We start from the raw sequence: 17,027 nt of genomic DNA, 5'->3' as shown, positions 1-17,027 counted from the left end.
ATGATCACCAACCCACGTGATCATCGCGGGGGTGCTGGGCCGGATTCCGGACGGCCCAGCGTCTGTGGGGGGCTGTCATCGCCCCGGTTCGCTCAGCTGGCGTAGGCACGCAGGCGATCGGCGCGCTCGCCCTTGCGCAGCTTCGCCATGACCTCGCGCTCTATCTGGCGCACTCGCTCGCGGGACAGGCCGAACAGCTTGCCGATCTGGTCCAGCGTGCGCGGCTGGCCGTCGTCCAAGCCGAACCGCAGCCGGATGACCTGCTGCTCACGCTCGTCCAGGGTGGCCAGCACGCTGCGCACATCGCGGTGCATCAGCCCGGCGATGACGGCGCTCTCGGCCGAGGTGGCCTCGGAGTCCTCGATGAAATCGCCGAGTGGGGCCTCTTCGTCGCTGCCGACGGGCATGTCCAGGCTCACCGGGTCGCGGCTGTGGTCGAGCAGATCGGCGATCTTCTCCTCCGGGATGCCCGACTCGGCGGCCAGTTCGGCATCGGTGGCCTCGCGGCCGAGCTGCTGGTGCAGTTCGCGCTTGATCCGGGCGAGCTTGTTGACCTGCTCGACCAGGTGCACGGGCAGCCGGATGGTGCGGCTCTGATCCGCCATGCCGCGGGTGATGGCCTGCCGGATCCACCAGGTGGCGTAGGTGGAGAACTTGAAGCCCTTGGTGTAATCGAACTTCTCCATCGCGCGGATCAGGCCCAGGTTGCCCTCCTGGATCAGATCCAGCAGCGGCATGCCGCGACCGGTGTAGCGCTTGGCCAGCGACACGACCAGGCGCAGGTTCGCCTCGAGGAGATGCTGGCGCGCGGCTTGACCGTCGCGAACCAGAATCGCCAGGTCCCGCTTGCGGGTGGCGGACAATCGCTTGCCCGTTTCCAACAGGTGCTGGGCATAGAGGCCCGCCTCGATGCGCTTGGCCAGCTCGACCTCGTCGGCGGCCGTGAGCAGCGCCGTCTTGCCGATTCCGTTCAGGTACACCCGTACCAGGTCGGCGGCGGGGCTCTGGGCGTCGAGGTCCTGTTCGCTGGCGCGCACTCCAGTGGTGGCGGGGCTTGTCATGACTTGCCTCCTGTCGGTGGTGTCTCACTCCGAACAACGGACCCGACACTGGGAAAGTTCCCCGCCACAGTCCCGGTAAACCGCAGCTGAGCTGCGGGTTTCACCGCTTCCATCTGAGAAGTTCCTAAGAAGCAAGTGGTCCGGGAACGTCGGGTGCGCGCTGTTGCCCGACGGCTACCCCCGAGGCCCGTGACTACACGGGGCGGATCAAGCCGTGCCGCACCAATCCGGTCGTGATGGAGAGGGCCGCGGCGCGCAATTCCGATGTGGCTGTGGTGCCGGTGTGGCCGATTGCCAGCAATTCGACCAGTTCTTCCAACGGCAGGCCGTCCGCGCGCATTCCCGCCAGCAGGGCGGCGGCGGTGTCGTCGATCTCATGCTGCCAGAGGGGTCCGTTGCCGCGGTGCAGCCGGACCACGGCCGGTTCCCAGCCCTCGGTCCCGGGCAGGAAGACGCGTTCCAGCGCGGTGGCCGGGTCGACCTCGAATCGTGAAGTCCAGGCACGGTTTTCGTCCGCCGCGACCGCGCGCAGCCAGGCCGATCGCCGGAAGTACGCGGCGGCCTCGGCGCCCAGCGGGTCGTCGAAGCCGTGGGTCAGGTCCTCGGCGAGCACCTCGGTGGGCCCGTCGACCGCGCGCAGGTAAACGAATCCGAATCCGATGCCCTCGACCTCCGCCGCCGCGAACGCGTCCAGCCAGCGCTCGGCCCGCCGTTGGGCCTGCGGGTCGCGCGGATCCAGTCCGGCATCGCGCAGCCAGGTTCCGACGTAGAGGGCGGGGTCGGCGACGTCGCGCTGCACGATCCAGGCGTCGACGCCGTGGTCGGGCAGCCAGGATGCCACCCGGGTGCGCCAGTCCTCGCCGGCCACGTGCACCCACGAGGCCAGCATGGCCGCGGTGCCGCCCGGGTTCAGCAGTTCGGGCGCGCGGGAGACGACCAACTCACTGGCGCCGTCGAGCGCCAGCCCGGAGTCGCGGTAGGTGTGCTCGACGCGGGCCGGGCCGACCACGAACGGGGGATTCGCGACGATCTGGTCGAAGCGCCGCCCGGCGACCGGCTCGAACCAGGACCCTTCCAGCAATTCGATATCGAGGCCGTTGAGCGCGGCGGTCGCCCCGGCCAGCCACAATGCGCGCCCGCTGACGTCGGTGCCGGTGACCGTGTCCGCGTACGCGGCGGCGTGCACGGCCTGCACGCCGCACCCGGTGCCCAGGTCCAGGACGGTGCTGGCCGGCGCGGTAGGGGTGGCGCGCAGCAGCGACAGCGAGGCCTGTCCGACGCCGAGTACGTGGTCGGCGCTCAGCGTGCGCCGCCGCATACTGTCGTCCAGGTCCGACAGCACCCAGCGGGGGCCGGCGCCGAGATCGAGCGGACGCAGGTCGAGGGCGGCGCGGATCTCGTCGCCGTCGCGGTCGAGCAGTCCCGCGGCGATCGCGCGGTCGATTCCGACGGGTGCGAGGGCCGCACTCGCCTCGTGTTCCGGGACCGGATCGCCGAGCAGCAGCAGCCGCACCAGCGTGCCCAACTCACCGGCGTCACGGGCGGCCCGGCGCACCGGCACCGGCTCGGAACGTCCGAGCGCGGTGTGCGCGTCCTCGCCCAAGACCTCGAGCAAGGTGTCGGCGTCGTAGTGGACGCGGGACAGAGCAGTGCGCAGATCCGGGGCGAGGTCGGCGAGCGCGGACCCGGTGCCCGTTGCGCGGCTCTCCCGGGCAACCTCGTGGAACACACCTGTCGGATTCGTCGGCATGACCGAAAACTCTGCCATCGCCCCCGCCAGGACTCGGTGCTGGCCCGCGTTCCCGCCTGTCTCGGCCGCCTGTCAGTTCGGCACGCGTCCGCCTGTCAGCGCAGATCGCGGCTGTCATCTGAACCGCTCATCACCTGGCAGGTTTGTTGCCGCGGCCGTGGTTCGCTCCGGCTGCGGGCCGGATCGGAATGTCTTGCGGTAGGCGAGCGGGGGGACGCCCAGTTCGGCGCGCATGTGGTGGCGCAGGGACGCGGCGGTGCCCAGACCGGCCGCGCGGGCGACCTCATCGATGGGGAGGTCGGTGGATTCGAGCAGGTGGCGGGCGTGGCGCAGGCGTTGTTGCAGGAGCCAGGCCCCGGGTGCGAGGCCGGTTTCGGCTTTGAAGCGGCGGGTGAAGGTGCGGACACTCATCCGGGCGTGCGCGGACAGGGCGGACAGGTCCAGGTCGTGGTCGAGATGACGCAGGGCCCACGCTCGGGTGGGTGCGGTGCCGTCGGAGCCGTCCTCGGGCACGTGGCGGTCGATGTACTGCGACTGGCCGCCCTCGCGCCACGGCGGCACCACGCAGTAGCGCGCCACCCGGTTGGCGACCTCGCTGCCGTGATCGGTGCGCACCAGGTGCAGGCACAGATCCAGCCCGGCCGCCAAACCCGCTGAGGTACAGAGGTTTCCGTCCTCGACGAATAGCAGGTTCTCGTCCAGCCGCACCCGCGGGAACAGTCGCCGGAAGTCGTCGGCGAACGACCAGTGCGAGGTCGCCCGCCGGCCGTCGAGCAGTCCCGCGGCGGCGAGGACGAACGCGCCGGTACAGATGGAGACGATCCGCGCGCCGGGCCGGATCGTCGCGAGAACCCCTGCCAACTCCGGCGAAAGCGTTCCGTGCCGACGCGGGCCCGGCATTTGCGTACCGGGCACGATCACCGTGTCGGCGGCGGCCACCCAGTCCGGACCGGCCTGCGGGACGATCGCATAACCCATCGTGGTGGGCACCGCGTCGGTGCTCAATCCGCAGATCCGCACGTCGTACAGGGTGGTCCCGTCGGCGGTCGCCGCATTGCCCAGCACGGTCGGGGGGATCGTCATATCGAACCCGACCACCGGTGCCAGCGCGAGCACCGCCACCCGATGCTTGCCGGTCATGGCTGCGCCACCTTCGCACCGCGCCGATGCATCCGAGTCGGCGCTGGTGTCGAACCCGGGATTGCCGGGGCAGATGGTGCACGGTGGGCGGGGGTGTGTGGTTGCGGGAGGTCGCTCACTGCGGCAACCGCCCCGTGACCGGGTGACGGCCGGTGAGGCAGTAGACGCCGCCCGTCGGGTCGTGCATCACCGCCCAGTGCGCGCCGCGGGACACCCGGCGAGCGCCGAGCGTCTCGTGCCAGGCGGCCGTGGCGTCGATATCCGCGCAGGCGATGTCGATGTGCCCGGTGGACGGACCCTCGGTGTCCTTGCGCTGCAGCAGGATTCGGATGGGCAGCGGCTCCGGCACGGTGATGCCGGTGAACTCCCGTAGGGCGCTGGCTCGCGCCGGCCAGCCGGTCAGCGCGGTCCAGAACCCGACCTCGCGATCGAACGCGCTGGGTGCGATATCCAGGCACACCTGGTCGAGGCGGCTGAGTACGCCGTCGTTCCCGGTGATCGGGGCGGGTGCCGCGCTGCCGTCGCCGGTGGTCAGGCAGAACGCCGCGCCGCTCGGTGAGCGCATCGACAGGAAATGGCCGCGATCGGCGACGAGCACCGCGCCCACGCCGAGCGCGTGCCGGCGGGCGGCGTCGAGATCCTCGACATCGAGATCGAGGTGAGCACCGCCGGGACCGCCGACACGCTGGCCGCGCACACACGGGTCGCCTTGGGACGGCAGCAGCGTGACGAATTCACCGTCCACGCCGTGCGGCTCGGACAATCGCGTGCCCGTCACGGCGGTCCAGAAGGCCATCGCGGTCTCGAAGCGATCGGTCGGCCGATCGATGAAGGCACAGTTCCAGCGAATCATTCGGTCCTCCCAGAGAGTGGCCAGATATTGACGGATTGTGGCATTCAGGCCACTCGTCGGGCAACCGGTCGTACCGCAGGATCTTTGAGTGACCGAATTGCGAGACCCCGCCGACGCGGTTACCCCCGTGCGGCGCAAGCGTTTTCCTCTCCCGCATCCGGCCTGGGCGGTCGCGGCGGCCGGATTCGTGGCACTGATCGGCGCGGCCGGATTCCGGTCGGTGCCGAGCGTGCTGATGGATCCGCTGCACGAGGAGTTCGGCTGGTCGCACGGCACCATCGGCTCGGCGGTTTCGCTGAATGTCCTGTTGTACGGCCTGATTTCGCCGTTCGCGGCGGCGCTGATGGACCGGTTCGGCATCCGCCGCGTGGTCGCGAGCGCCCTGCTGCTGGTGGCGGCGGGCAGCGGCCTGACCGTGTTCATGACCGAATCGTGGCAACTGCTGGCGACCTGGGGTCTGCTGGTGGGAATCGGGGTGGGCTCGATGTCCATGCCGTTCGTCGCCACGATCACCGGCCGGTGGTTCGTGCGTCACCGCGGGCTGGTCACCGGCGTACTGACCGCGGCCGGGGCGACCGGGCAACTGGTCTTCTTGCCACTGATCTCCGCGCTGGCACAGGCCCACGGCTGGCGGGTGCCGTCATTGGTGGTGGCGGGAACCGCGCTGGCGGTCGTCCCGCTGGTGCTGCTGTTCATCCGCGACTTCCCGAGCGACGTGGGCGCGCGGGCCTACGGCGCTGAACCAGGCAGCGCCGCGGGGGTGCGGACGGCGGTGTCCGGCGGCGCGGGACGCGCGCTGACGGTGCTCGCGAGGGTCGCCCGGACGCCCCAATTCTGGCTGCTGGCAGGCGGTTTCGCGGTGTGCGGGGCGTCCACCAACGGACTCGTCGGCACCCATTTCGTCAGCGCCGTACACGATCACGGCATGCCGCCGACCACCGCGGCGGGCCTGCTGGCCGTCGTCGGAATCTTCGACGTGGCCGGGACCATCGCCTCCGGCTGGTTCACCGACCGGGTCGACTCGCGCTATCTGCTGGTCGCCTACTACTCGCTGCGGGGGCTGTCGCTGCTGATCCTGCCCGCGCTGTTCGCGCCCGACACCCGCCCGAGCATGTGGGTTTTCATCATCTTCTACGGCCTCGACTGGATCGCCACGGTCCCGCCCACGGTGGCCCTGTGCCGCAAGCACTTCGGTGAGGACGGGCCCATCGCCTTCGGCTGGGTGTTCGCCTCCCATCAGGTCGGCGCCGCGCTCGCCGCGACCGGCGCGGGCGTCATCCGTGACCTGCAGGGCAGCTACGATCTGGCCTGGTATCTCGCCGGTGCGCTGTGCGGCGCCGCGGCCGTGATGTCGGCGGTGATCCGGCGCGGCTCAGCTGTCGATCGACCGGTGGCTGCCTGACTCGAGGGCCTTGGCGGCGCGGCGGCCGTCCCAGCGACTGGGTTCGTCCTTGCGGCGCGGCGGGCGGTCGTTGGCGATCAGCACGGCGATCCACGGCAGCGGGATGGACACCCCGATGATGGCCAGCGAGATCAGCGGGTTGGCCCACAGTCCGTAGGCGATCGCCGCGAGCACCAGGCACGGTATGCGGAACGCCATGATGATCGTGTACCGGCGCACCCGGTCACGATGCTGCTGCTCCAGCGACGGAGCGGCCTCGGTGATCAGGGTGGGGCGCTGGTCCTCGCCGGGGAAATAGCCGCCGGACGGGCGCGACGGGCGGGGGACCGAACCGGGTGGACGCATCTCGAACTCGGGGCGAACCTCATCGTCGCGGTCTTCGGCTTCAGGGGATTCGCCGTCACGCTGCATACCTCGAGTCTTCCACTCGACGCCACCGATTGCACACACGGACCGGCGCGGCTGGCATCATGGACCACGTGAGCACTGACACCCTCGTGCGTCCGGATACGACCACCGACGAGTCGACCACCGACGACACCCCCAAGTACTTCCACTACGTGAAAAAGGAAAAGATCGCCGAGAGTGCCGTCATGGGCACCCACGTGGTAGCCCTCTGCGGCGAAGTCTTCCCCGTCACCCGCTCCGCCAAGCCCGGCTCCCCCGTCTGCCCGGAGTGCAAGCGGATCTACGAGCTGATGAAGAAGGACTAGGCTTTTTCGCTCGTCAGGGGCCTCTGGTTGGTTGACCAGGGTCGGCCCAAAGTGTCACTTTGGTGCCACTTCGCTCACATGCGGTTGATGGCAGCCACCCCGCGCTCGGATCGCCCTCGCTGCCCTGCAACTCGCAGCTGGCGGCGCCCGAGGACCGGGGTGGGGGCGTGGGCTACTTGTCGAAGGCGTCCTGGATCTTCTCGCCCGCGTCCTTGATGTTGGACTTCGCCTGGTCGGCCTTGCCCTCGTTTTCCGTGTCGGCATCGCCGGCCGCTTGGCCGAACTTCTCCTTGGCCTGCCCCGTCAGATCGTCGAGCTTGTTCTTGGCCTTGTCCGTGGCGCCCATTGCGGTCTCCCTTCGTGAGGAGTCCGGTGGCAGTTGCCGCCGGCCTGCAACCGTCATTGCCCTGGAAGCCGTCGTCAAACACCGCGGCGGCGATCGGCTCACCCCGCACGGCGAGTAATCGTGATCGACACTTTCATGTCGCCTCACCGCAGTCGGCGGCGGACTGATTGTCGGTGTGGCTGGCTAGGATTCGCGCCGTGTCCCGGACCTTCGATGGCGGTTGTCTCTGCGGCAATATCCGGGTTTTCCGCGACCGGCGACCCGGACTTCCCGCATCTGTGCTCATGTTCGCACTGCCAGCGGCTCTCGGGCGCGCCGGTGCGCTGGTCAGTGACCGATGCTGTCGAGTTCGGCCACATCCTCGTCGGAGAGGAGGAGCCCGGCTCCGGCGATGTTCTCGCGCAGGTGAGCGGTGGACGAAGTGCCGGGGATGAGCAGGATGTTCGGCGAGCGCTGCATCAGCCAAGCCAGCGCGATCGACATGGGCGTCGCCGCCAGTCGGTTCGCGACCTGTGAGAGAGCCTCGGACTGCAGCGGCGTGAAGCCTCCCAGCGGGAAGAACGGCACGTAGGCGATGCCCTCGGCGGCGAGGTGGTCTACGAGGTCGTCGTCGTGGCGGTGGGCGAGGTTGTACATGTTCTGCACGCACACGATCGGGGCGATGCTGCGCGCCTGGGCGACCTGCGTGCCGGTGACGTTGCTGACACCGAGGTGGCGGATGAGTCCCTCTTGCTGAAGGACGACAAGCGTCTCGAATGCTTCGGTGATCGAGCCGGGTTGGGGGCCCTGAGCGTCGCCCATGCGCATGTTGACCAGGTCGAGGGTCTCGACTCCGAGCGATTGGAGGTTCTCATGGACCTGCTTGCGCAGCTCTTCGGGGCGCCGGGCGGTGGGCCAGCCGCCCTGGGCGTCGCGGGTGGCACCCACCTTGGTGGCGATGAACAGCGGTTCCGGGTAGGGGTGCAGCGCTTCGCGGATCAGCTCGTTCGTGATGCGCGGCCCGTAGGCATCGCTGGTGTCGATGTGGGTGATCCCGAGGCTGATCGCCTCGCGCAGCACAGCCAGGGCGCCGTCGTGGTCGGCGGGCGGGCCCATGACCCACGGGCCGGCGAGTTGCATCGCGCCGTAGCCGAACCGGGTGACGGGCGACTCACCCAGCGTCCAGGTTCCGCCGGGAAGAGGTGCGGAGGGCGTGTTCATCGTGGCGCCTTTCATTTCATGCCGGGGTGGTGTCTCCAGCCCCCTTGCACCAGTATTGGAGAGGAACTTCCTGCCGGGAAGTAGGCACTCTGAAGTGCGTAACAACCCAGAAGGCGAGACGTGAGATCAGTGGCAACGACGAAGGCCGACAAACAAGCGCAAGCCAAGGCGGAGTACAACGCGTTTCTGGCGGTGTGTCCCAGCCGTCAGCTCCTCGACCGGATCTCGGACAAGTGGGTCGTGCTGATCCTGTGTGCACTGGGCGGTGACACACCCGGTGGATCGAACACTCCGAAGGCGATGCGCTACTCCGAGCTGGCCCGGCTACTGGCCGGCGTCAGCCAGAAGATGCTGACCCAGACCCTGCGGGCGCTCGAACGCGACGGCTTGCTCATCCGAACCGTGACACCCACGGTCCCTGTCACCGTCACCTACGAGCTGACCGACCTCGGCCTCTCACTCCACCACCTGACACGCGGGCTCAGACAGTGGGCCCAGACCCATATGGAACACGTCCTCGCCCATCGCGAGAGCCACGACGCACGAGCCTCCTAGGGTGGCAGCGTTCCCTGTCTCCGCCACCGGCCCGACCATGCGTGTAGTGCAGCGGACGCGGGTCAAGTCGAGCACGCATTCACCGCGGAACCGTCCTGATCCCCGACCAGAAGCACGACGACAATGCTGCAAGCCGCCCTCGTCGCCCACGCCTACGAAACCGGGTCCGCCGACGCCACAGCACCGACACCGTTGACGGGGGCCAGAAGCCACCGAGCAACTCCACGCCGAGTCGGACGCCAAGGCTTGGCAAGCCGCTCGACCCCGTGCTGGATCTGTGGAACCAGCACACGATCTCGTTCACCGCTGTAGGAGATAAACGCGTCGTACACGAAGTTTTGTACGCCGTCGCCGGCGAATCAACGGAAACCTCAACAGCCCCCTACCTGACTTCCCCACTCCGCAGAACATACCTGCCTGTCCAGGGTTTCAGGCCCTGATCTCCCGATCGCCGCCCGCAACGCGACCCAGAAGTTCGGCGCGGTCGCACCCACCGCCACATCGTCCGCTCCGACACCTTCACTGCCCGAACTCGCCGCTGACACGCGGGAGTTCATTGACAGTTTTCGTGGCGAAAAGCTACTGACATCTCAGTCGCGAGGCGCGGCAGCACGGTGGCCGGTGAGCGGTGCTGTCCACGGTTTGGGACTATTGACGCCTTAATAGTTCTGCGGAACTATTACAGGGGTGGTAGTTCCATTGTGTCAGGATTGGACGGTGACCAGACCAGGTGCCCCGCTGTCCCACTTGCTGACGCGCGCTGTCGGCTCCATCGCGCACGCCGCGCCGGCCGGTGACGAGACCGAGGCCCGGGTGCTGGACGCGGCCATCGCGGTGCTGGCCCGCAAGGGCACCCGTGAGGCGACCATGGATGACGTCGCGGCCGAATCGGGGGTGGGCCGTACCACGTTGTTCCGGCGATTCGCCGGTAAGGACCAGTTGTTCGAGCGTGCTCTGGCTCGTGAGTTCAGCCGCATGCTGGATGGGCTGACCGAACGAATCGCGCTGGTCACCGACCCCACCGACCAACTGGTCGAGGGATTCGCCGCCTTCCTCCACCTGGTCCACCGCCATCCGCTGTTCGGCGTCGGGGACCCCGAGCGCCGCGCCGAGTTGGTGCAGGCGCTCGATCACGGCGACCCGTCCCCGATGCGGTGGGGTCATACCGCGGTACGGACCCACCTCGCCGCCGCCCAGTCCGCCGGTGCGCTGCCCCCCGGCGATCCCGATCGCCAAGCCGACGCCGTGGTCCACCTGACCCTCGGTTACGTCGCGGCCCCCAGCCTCGTCGACGACCTCGCCGACCTCGCCGCGATCGAGCGCTTCGCGCGTATCGCCATCACCCCGATCCTCACCGGCACACCACCACCAGTGTCGCCCCGCACACGCAAACGCAAACGCGCTCAACCGAACTGACCGCCGACACCTGTCGGCCCGGCCCGACCGGTGAGGACCACATCACCGACAGTCCGTCGGCGATGCGCGGACACGCGCTAGTTCGTACCCCCGATCGAAGGAGCAACAATGAGTGGAAACCCGTCCGGAACAAGGGCGTTCCGGCACGGCCTCCTTGCCGCTGCCGCGGTGCTGACCGCCGTCCTCGGTGCCGTGGCACCTGCACACGCCGATCCACTTCCCGCGCAGCCGTATCCGGTGTCGAACCAGTTCCTGATCGACGCGATCCGGGCCGCGCTGCAAGGCGGCGGGGCGGCCAGCCCGCCGGGGACCAACGATTGGGCGTGCACGCCCACAGCGCAACACCCGGAGCCGGTCGTTCTGGTCCACGGAATTCTGGCCAACCGCAACAACAACTGGCAGACCTACGGCCCGTTGCTGGCCAACGCGGGTTACTGCGTGTACGCGCTGACCTACGGCGGTCCGGGCGGTGATCCCGACGGGTTCATCGGGGGCCTGGGATCGATGCGCGACGGTGCGGCGACTCTCGACGCCTTCGTCGACCGCGTCCGCCGAGCTACCGGCGCGCCGAAGGTCGCGATCGTCGGGCACTCGCTCGGCGCGACCATGCCCTACTGGTACCTCAAAGCCGGTGGCGGCGCCGGGAAGGTGTCGAAGATGATCGGGCTCGCCGGCGCTGTACAGGGCTTCGACCGCAACATCGTGACCACCGGCTCGGCCGACATCGTCCAAGGAGAGGGGCAACCGGACTCGACGTTCATGCGGGAGCTGCACGACGGCGGAATCGCGGTACCCGGCATCGCCTACACCCAGATCGTCACCAGGTACGACGAAATCCTGCCCTACACAGCGGGTCTGATCGAGGAACCCGGAGTCGCGAACCACATCGTGCAGGATCTGTGCCCCCAGGACTACGCCGACCACCTGTCCATCAACTCCGACCCCGTCACCGCCCGACTGGTCCTCAACGCCCTCGACCCCGGACATCCGCAACCGGTGGAATGCACCCTGGTCCTGCCCGCGATCGGAGTTCCCCCCACCGGCCCCGGGCAATAAAACCGGGCAACACCGACGAACGCGGCTCGCAAGATCCCAGTGCGGGCTGTCTCGGCCCAGCTGGATGGACGCTGTTTAATCCACGCCCTGCTCACCCGGAGTCTGCCCCGCGACCGCTACCTCGACGAGATCAGCGACCTCGTCGAAGACAACGGCGTGTCACGCGAAATGGCCACGTGCACCTGCTGGACCGGTCGTGCAGTGCGCCCGGGACTCACGGCAGCAGTCCGGTCTGACGCGTGCAGCACGGGCTGAGGCCGCCTGCTCACCATGGCGTGGTTGCGGTGCACAGGTTCTGTGTGCTGTCCGCAAACTCGATGGGAGTCTGTAAACCAGACCTTGACAACGGGAGTGCTGTCAAGGCAGCCTTTACATATGAAGGAACCGGCCCAGGCACCGACCGCGGACGAAAAGGCGATACTGCGAAAACTGTTGGCCGCCAACGCTCATATCGTCGCCGATGTCCTCGACCCGGCCGAAGGTACGTCCGCCGCCTCGGTCATGGCCGCACTGCGCGCGGCACACAGTCTCGACGAAGTGGTCGACGATATCGTGCACACGCTGGTGCGGCAGGCTCGCGCGGAGGGGCACACCTGGGCCGAGATCGGCGAGGTGTTCAAAACCTCGAGGCAAGCGGCGTGGCAACGCTTCGGCAGCTCGTCCGGCCCCACAGTCCCGACGCCACCCGCGCCGCCGACCCCACCGATGCCACCCTCCCCGCCCACTCCGCCGCCGTTCCCATGGGCGTGATCATGCGGCGTTCCCGTCACCACCGAAGTTGTCGAACATCGATCCCATTGCGGCACACAGAAAGACAGCATCATGTCCTCACCTCAGCCCACCCCGGAACAACTCGCGAAACTGCGTGAGCAGGCCCCGGCCGTCGCCCGGGCGGTCAGCCGTATAACCATCGGCGCCGCCGGGAAGTCGACCTCATGAGCGCCGGCGCCACCACGAAGCCTGCCGTCCGCGCACGCCGGATCCGATTCCATTACCCCGCCGGATCACTGGACCACCACTACGCCCGCGGCGATCTCGTCATGAGCCACCTGGTGGCCTACCTGTCCGCCACCTTCCCCGAGGGCGAGGACTTCTTCATCCGATCCGTACGCCGATTCACCGACCAGATCACCGACCCCGAATTGCGTTCCCGGGTCAAAGGATTCATCGGCCAGGAGGCCACCCACGGCCGAGAACACCGGGAACTCAACGAACGCCTCCAACACATGGGCTATCCCACCCGCCTGGTCGATCGCACCATCGCCCGAGTGGTCTCCCTCTACGAGCGGGGGCTGTCACCGCTGACCTGCCTGGCCCTCACCGCAGCCTTCGAACACTACACAGCGGTAGCCGCCGAAACCCTGCTCGGCGACCATCGGGCACAGGCACTGCTCGGCGACGGCGAAGTGCGGTCGATCCTGCTGTGGCACGCCTTGGAAGAGTCTGAGCACCGGTCGGTCGCCTTCGACGTCTATCGCGCCGTCGGCGGCAGCGACCGCCGCCGAATCTGGGCCATGCGTTACGGCTCCGCCGGCTTCCTCCTCACCGCCCTCCTCTTCACCACCGCATCGCTCATGCGTGACCGCGCGAGCTACAACCCGTTCACCCTGATCCGCAGCCTGGCCGCGCTGCGGAACTCACCGTTCGTGGAACCCGCTGTCCGCCGACGACTCCGCGCCTACAACAGGCCCGGGTTCCATCCAGACGATTTCGACAACAGCGAGTTGCTCCGGCACTGGACAGCCGAATTGTTCAGTGAGAGAGGCACACTCGTCGACCACCTCGTCACCGACAACCCTCCCGCCGGGCGACACCACGACGTCGCCGACGACAGCGCCCGCAACCCCTAGAAACGGCGTCAGAATACGTCTGCACGAACGTCGGTTCTAGACACCGAACGAAGAACGCCGAAGGATCCAACATCGGCCGCGACCGCGGCCAGGCCGTGAGCTCGGACTACGCGAGCCCCTTCCCGATCATCGCCGCGCTACTCAGCAGTGTCGTGCTCACCGCAGGCGACGACGTATCCATGGACTACGAACGAGAACTGGCCGCCATCTACGAACGCGACTGACTTCCACACCACCACACGAGGTGCGGACTTCGGTGATCTCCCTGCGAGGCGCGGCCCGCTCAAGACACAATGGGGACTGCGCTCAAATCGCACCCGGCCAGTGCTGTCCGGAAACCGTTGGCCCGGTGGGTTTCTCGCCCACCTTCGGTATTCGAAGGAGTTCGGGTATGGATGTCGCGACGGTGGACTTGTCCCGCGATGATCCCGCGGCACGGCGCGAGTTGCGGGCTCAGTTCCACGGCTGTTCGCGGGTGGGTGGTGAGCACACCCGTGGTCGACCGGACTGGCGGGAGCAGTTCGATGCCGGCCCGGAACGACCACCGCTGGAACTCGGGCCCGGAGATCCTCGGTATCTGCGTTTGATCGGGCCCAATCAATGGACGACCGCACTGCCGGAATTGCGGGCCGCGGTGCATCGCGTGCTCAGCCCGCCCGGTGGCCGGGACCGCTTCAGTGCGGCATTCTTCCTCGCACCACGATCGGATGCCGTGGTCGGTCGCCGGTGCCGGGCGGTGTCATGAACACGACCGCGTTGCTGACCGCGCTCACCGCGCATCTCGCCGGCCTTGCCGAAACCGGAGAACTGTCACACGCAGGCCGCGAGTTCCGTGAATCCGGTTTCACCACAACGGGTTTCCTGGGCCCCGAGACGGTCACAGCGGCCGTCCGCGCGGAAGCCGAAGCGCTGATCACCTCGCACGGAACTCGTCGCGAGCTACGATTCGCCGAAACCGGACACACGCCACGCCGCATGCGTAATGTGCGCCGCAGCGAAATCCATCGACACGGCGCCGTGATTCCCGCCCTCTACGAATCCGAGAGCCTGCGCCAGGCCTTGGCCGTAATCACCGGTGAACCGGTACTGCGCTGCCCCTACGAGCCCGAGCAATTCGTGATCACCGAGCTGACCGAATCCGGTGATACCCACGGATGGCATTGGGACGACTACAGTTTCGCCCTTGTCTGGGTCCTGGACTGCCCACCCGTCGAGGACGGCGGATTCGTGCAATATGTGCCGAATACTTTGTGGGACAAGGAAAATCCACGTCTGCACCGCCAGTTCATCGGTCGGCCGATCCTGTCCGCGGAGTTGCGCCCGGGCGACCTCTACCTCATGCGCACCGACACCTCCCTGCACCGGGTCTATCCGCTGTCCAGCGGGCGCCGACTGATCCTCAACATGGCCTTCGCCGCCCACCGAGACCTCACCAAAACCCTCAGTCACGAAACAATGGACACGTTGTGGGCGACGCCATGAGGATCGCATTCCTCGGCTACGGCGAAATCGGCGCTACCATCCTCGGACCGTTGGCCGCCCGGGGCGACGCGGCCGCCGTGGTCACCCATCGCCCCGAATTCGGCGGACTCGGCGAGGGCCACGTCGCCACGCTCGCACCACCCGCACCGTCTGCGCGTCCTGTTCGCCGACGACCTGGCAACCGCACCCGCGGTGGCCCGAGCGCTCGCCGCGGCCGCGCCCTAGGTGCTCTCGGCCAACTGGCGTACCCGCGTACCGAGGACGTGCTCGCCCTATCCCCGTTGTGCCCGCAGAACATTCACGACGCCCTACTGCCCGACTACGCCGGATTCGGCTCGGTGAACTGACTGCTGAAAGAATATCCACACGCGGTGCTCACTATGTCCGCCCCACCTCGGCCTCTACTGTGGTCGCATGCGTTCACCGATCACGGGCACCGCCGCCGGCGTGCCTTTCACCGCGCTACCGCCTTCCCGCGAAAGCGCCACGGCATTGATCATCACCTGGCACATGCTGGACGCGCCGAGGTCGGATGCCGCCTTCGCCGCCGCGTTGCCGATGAACGACGTGCCGGCGTGGCGAGTGCATCTCGGTATGCCTCTGTGCGGGGCGCGCATGGTCGACGGTAGTACCGACGCCATCGTGGAGTTGGCCACCAAGGATCCGTTGATGTTGTATCTACATCCGTTCGTCCGGCAGGCGGTCGAGGAATTCCCGGCAGCGCTGGAATCGCTGCGCGCTCAGTTGCCGGTCGACAACGGGCCGATCGGTGTGCTCGGCGGCTCCCTCGGCGGTGCGGTCGCGCTGCGGATTCTCGCCGACAGCGAGATTCCGGTCTTCGCCGGCGCCCTCGTGAATGCCGCCATCCGGATGCGGTCGGTCGTCGACCTCTTCGGGGACTATCCCTACGACGCCGAGTCCGAAAAGATTGTCGACGCACTGGATTTCATCCCCCGGGCCGAAGCCATCGCCGAGCGCGCGCCACTGTTGATCGTCAGCGGCGAGGACGACCACCCGGCACTGCGCGCCGACGCATTACAGCTGGCGGACGCACTGGGCAACCGGGCCGAGTTGCTGTCCATTCCCGGACTGGCACACCCACTCGCCGACGAGCCGGGCATCGAGCCCGCACCCCAGTCGCCGCCGGCCCGCGAGGTGGACGCGAGCCTGTCCGAATGGTTCCGGCGCCGGCTCGCAGCGGCCGCCTAGGCGACGGCCGTCCCCATGCCGAGTCGCCCCTGGCATACCGCCACCTCGCCGACGGCGCCTACCGGCATGTGAGCGCATGCGCGAGACCGATTGACGAGCAACGACTTCGGCCACTCGAACAAGCGGAATGCCGCAGCGTGCGTCGAGAAGCTGTGTCGACCAAGAGATTTGGACGACTACCCGACACCCGGGTCGCGGCATGTGGGTGTGTTCGCCAGCGAGTGACGTGGTTCAGCGCGGGCAGGTAGCCTCCTTCGGTCTCATCACACCGCCCAGCAGTGGCGAAGCGAGGAACTCGAGCCCGGAGGCGACCTCGTCCGTGTTCGGGCGACGCCGGGATGGGCCAGGCCAGTTGGTTGGTACGAAGATTCGTTGTCGGAGGAGCTTATGGAGCACCGGGATATTGCTCGGGTGATTGCGGAACTGCGAAGCGCCGCGGACGCGTCGGGCGGGCTGATGGTGCTCGATCCCGGGGTCGACGACGCCACGAATTGGTATGTAGCACAAGCCGGTGGACGCGGCGCGCACTCGACGCCGACAGCGGCGCGTGGGGTCCGGTGTTCATCTTCTGGGCCTCCAGCGAGACTGTGCGCCTTGCCGAGTCGCTACCGGACCTGCTCATGGAACTCGCCGGCGACGTGCTGGCGGCATGGACCGAGTCGGGTGGTGACGCGAGCAAGTTCGCCGACGTCTATGCCGATCGAGCGGGCATACGGCACGACCACGAAAACGGCATCGAGCCCGTGGCGGCCGTCGCGCTGCGGCGCGGATCGGATGCGGCACTGGCGGCCATTGCCGCAGGGCTGCCGGATGATGCCGTGATCGCCGATCTGCGCGGCGTGGCAGGAAAGGCCCGAGTCGATGTCTACCCACTCGACTCGCGAACCATCCGCACTCTCGAAGGCGAGTAGGCGGCGTGCGGATTCGGGTAGCCCTAGAACCCGAACCGTTCACCGTACGACTGCCCGTTGCGCGACCAGCGCTTATCGTGTGT

Annotated in this window: 19 protein-coding genes and 1 pseudogene; 13 read left to right on the top strand and 7 right to left on the bottom strand. The window is 68.0% G+C overall.

The window, feature by feature from the left end; all coding sequences use genetic code 11:
* Window positions 1–92 precede the first annotated feature (92 nt).
* The 4 genes from QH470_RS35600 to QH470_RS35585 all read right to left on the bottom strand — a co-directional run bounded on the left by QH470_RS35600 (window position 93) and on the right by QH470_RS35585 (window position 4,804).
* Window positions 93–1,061, bottom strand: coding sequence for a sigma-70 family RNA polymerase sigma factor (locus QH470_RS35600; protein ID WP_187687864.1), 969 nt, complete (start codon window positions 1,059–1,061; stop codon window positions 93–95).
* A gap of 193 nt (window positions 1,062–1,254) precedes the next feature.
* The gene (locus QH470_RS35595; protein WP_280276789.1) at window positions 1,255–2,811 is read right to left on the bottom strand and encodes a DUF7782 domain-containing protein; all 1,557 of its coding nucleotides are present in this window, start codon (window positions 2,809–2,811) and stop codon (window positions 1,255–1,257) included.
* Window positions 2,812–2,925: 114 nt separating this feature from the next.
* Window positions 2,926–3,951 (bottom strand): GlxA family transcriptional regulator, encoded by a 1,026-nt coding sequence (locus QH470_RS35590; RefSeq protein ID WP_280276788.1) that lies wholly within the window; start codon window positions 3,949–3,951, stop codon window positions 2,926–2,928.
* Window positions 3,952–4,066: 115 nt separating this feature from the next.
* Window positions 4,067–4,804, bottom strand: coding sequence for a VOC family protein (locus QH470_RS35585; protein WP_280276787.1), 738 nt, complete (start codon window positions 4,802–4,804; stop codon window positions 4,067–4,069).
* Window positions 4,805–4,901: 97 nt separating this feature from the next.
* On the opposite strand from QH470_RS35585, the gene QH470_RS35580 reads away from it, so the two are divergent.
* Complete coding sequence (locus QH470_RS35580; RefSeq protein WP_280276803.1) at window positions 4,902–6,206, top strand: MFS transporter; 1,305 nt, start codon at window positions 4,902–4,904, stop codon at window positions 6,204–6,206.
* On the opposite strand, the gene QH470_RS35575 is transcribed toward QH470_RS35580, so the two are convergent.
* Complete coding sequence (locus QH470_RS35575; RefSeq protein ID WP_425302836.1) at window positions 6,177–6,551, bottom strand: DUF3099 domain-containing protein; 375 nt, start codon at window positions 6,549–6,551, stop codon at window positions 6,177–6,179. The two genes, QH470_RS35580 and QH470_RS35575, sit on opposite strands and share 30 nt — an antisense overlap.
* 134 nt (window positions 6,552–6,685) lie before the next feature.
* Between QH470_RS35575 and QH470_RS35570 the strand changes: the two genes are divergently transcribed.
* Window positions 6,686–6,919 carry a DUF3039 domain-containing protein gene (locus tag QH470_RS35570; protein ID WP_280276785.1) on the top strand — a complete coding sequence of 78 codons (234 nt, stop codon included), beginning with the start codon at window positions 6,686–6,688 and terminating at the stop codon, window positions 6,917–6,919.
* A gap of 172 nt (window positions 6,920–7,091) precedes the next feature.
* Here the strand turns inward: QH470_RS35570 and QH470_RS35565 are convergent, their stop codons facing one another.
* Window positions 7,092–7,265 carry a CsbD family protein gene (locus tag QH470_RS35565; protein WP_280276784.1) on the bottom strand — a complete coding sequence of 58 codons (174 nt, stop codon included), beginning with the start codon at window positions 7,263–7,265 and terminating at the stop codon, window positions 7,092–7,094.
* Between the two features lie 327 nt (window positions 7,266–7,592).
* Window positions 7,593–8,465, bottom strand: coding sequence for an aldo/keto reductase family oxidoreductase (locus QH470_RS35560; protein ID WP_280276783.1), 873 nt, complete (start codon window positions 8,463–8,465; stop codon window positions 7,593–7,595).
* Window positions 8,466–8,594: 129 nt separating this feature from the next.
* Between QH470_RS35560 and QH470_RS35555 the strand changes: the two genes are divergently transcribed.
* The 11 genes and pseudogenes from QH470_RS35555 (at window position 8,595) to QH470_RS35505 (ending at window position 16,944) form a co-directional block, all read left to right on the top strand.
* Window positions 8,595–9,020 carry a winged helix-turn-helix transcriptional regulator gene (locus tag QH470_RS35555; RefSeq protein WP_280276782.1) on the top strand — a complete coding sequence of 142 codons (426 nt, stop codon included), beginning with the start codon at window positions 8,595–8,597 and terminating at the stop codon, window positions 9,018–9,020.
* A 717-nt stretch (window positions 9,021–9,737) separates the two neighbouring features.
* Entirely contained in the window at window positions 9,738–10,436 is a 699-nt protein-coding gene (locus QH470_RS35550; RefSeq protein WP_280276781.1) for a TetR/AcrR family transcriptional regulator, read from the top strand.
* 108 nt (window positions 10,437–10,544) lie between these two features.
* On the top strand, window positions 10,545–11,492 hold the full coding sequence (locus tag QH470_RS35545; protein WP_280276780.1) for an esterase/lipase family protein: 948 nt from the start codon (window positions 10,545–10,547) through the stop codon (window positions 11,490–11,492).
* A gap of 375 nt (window positions 11,493–11,867) precedes the next feature.
* A complete protein-coding gene (locus QH470_RS35540; protein WP_280276779.1) occupies window positions 11,868–12,242 on the top strand; it encodes a hypothetical protein in 375 nt (124 codons plus the stop codon).
* Window positions 12,243–12,427: 185 nt separating this feature from the next.
* A pseudogene (locus QH470_RS35535) lies at window positions 12,428–13,276 on the top strand (metal-dependent hydrolase); the annotation flags it as partial.
* 161 nt (window positions 13,277–13,437) lie between these two features.
* Window positions 13,438–13,566: a hypothetical protein gene (locus QH470_RS35530; RefSeq protein WP_280276777.1), complete on the top strand. Its 129-nt coding sequence runs from the start codon at window positions 13,438–13,440 to the stop codon at window positions 13,564–13,566.
* 167 nt (window positions 13,567–13,733) lie between these two features.
* Window positions 13,734–14,087, top strand: coding sequence for a 2-oxoglutarate and iron-dependent oxygenase domain-containing protein (locus QH470_RS38390; RefSeq protein WP_425302835.1), 354 nt, complete (start codon window positions 13,734–13,736; stop codon window positions 14,085–14,087).
* Complete coding sequence (locus QH470_RS35520; protein WP_280276776.1) at window positions 14,084–14,824, top strand: HalD/BesD family halogenase; 741 nt, start codon at window positions 14,084–14,086, stop codon at window positions 14,822–14,824. Before QH470_RS38390 ends, QH470_RS35520 begins: the two co-directional genes overlap by 4 nt.
* Window positions 14,821–15,171: a hypothetical protein gene (locus QH470_RS35515; RefSeq protein WP_280276775.1), complete on the top strand. Its 351-nt coding sequence runs from the start codon at window positions 14,821–14,823 to the stop codon at window positions 15,169–15,171. The genes QH470_RS35520 and QH470_RS35515 overlap by 4 nt, the downstream gene beginning before the upstream one ends.
* Window positions 15,172–15,238: 67 nt before the next feature.
* Complete coding sequence (locus QH470_RS35510; protein WP_280276774.1) at window positions 15,239–16,033, top strand: alpha/beta hydrolase family protein; 795 nt, start codon at window positions 15,239–15,241, stop codon at window positions 16,031–16,033.
* 491 nt (window positions 16,034–16,524) lie between these two features.
* Window positions 16,525–16,944 (top strand): hypothetical protein, encoded by a 420-nt coding sequence (locus tag QH470_RS35505; RefSeq protein WP_280276773.1) that lies wholly within the window; start codon window positions 16,525–16,527, stop codon window positions 16,942–16,944.
* Window positions 16,945–17,027 lie beyond the last annotated feature (83 nt).

The sequence above is a fragment of the Nocardia wallacei genome (assembly GCF_029868745.1).
GTDB classification, from domain to species: domain Bacteria; phylum Actinomycetota; class Actinomycetes; order Mycobacteriales; family Mycobacteriaceae; genus Nocardia; species Nocardia wallacei_B.
Note: the sequence above shows the minus strand (reverse complement) of the source record. Positions and strands in the feature narration are given on the sequence as shown.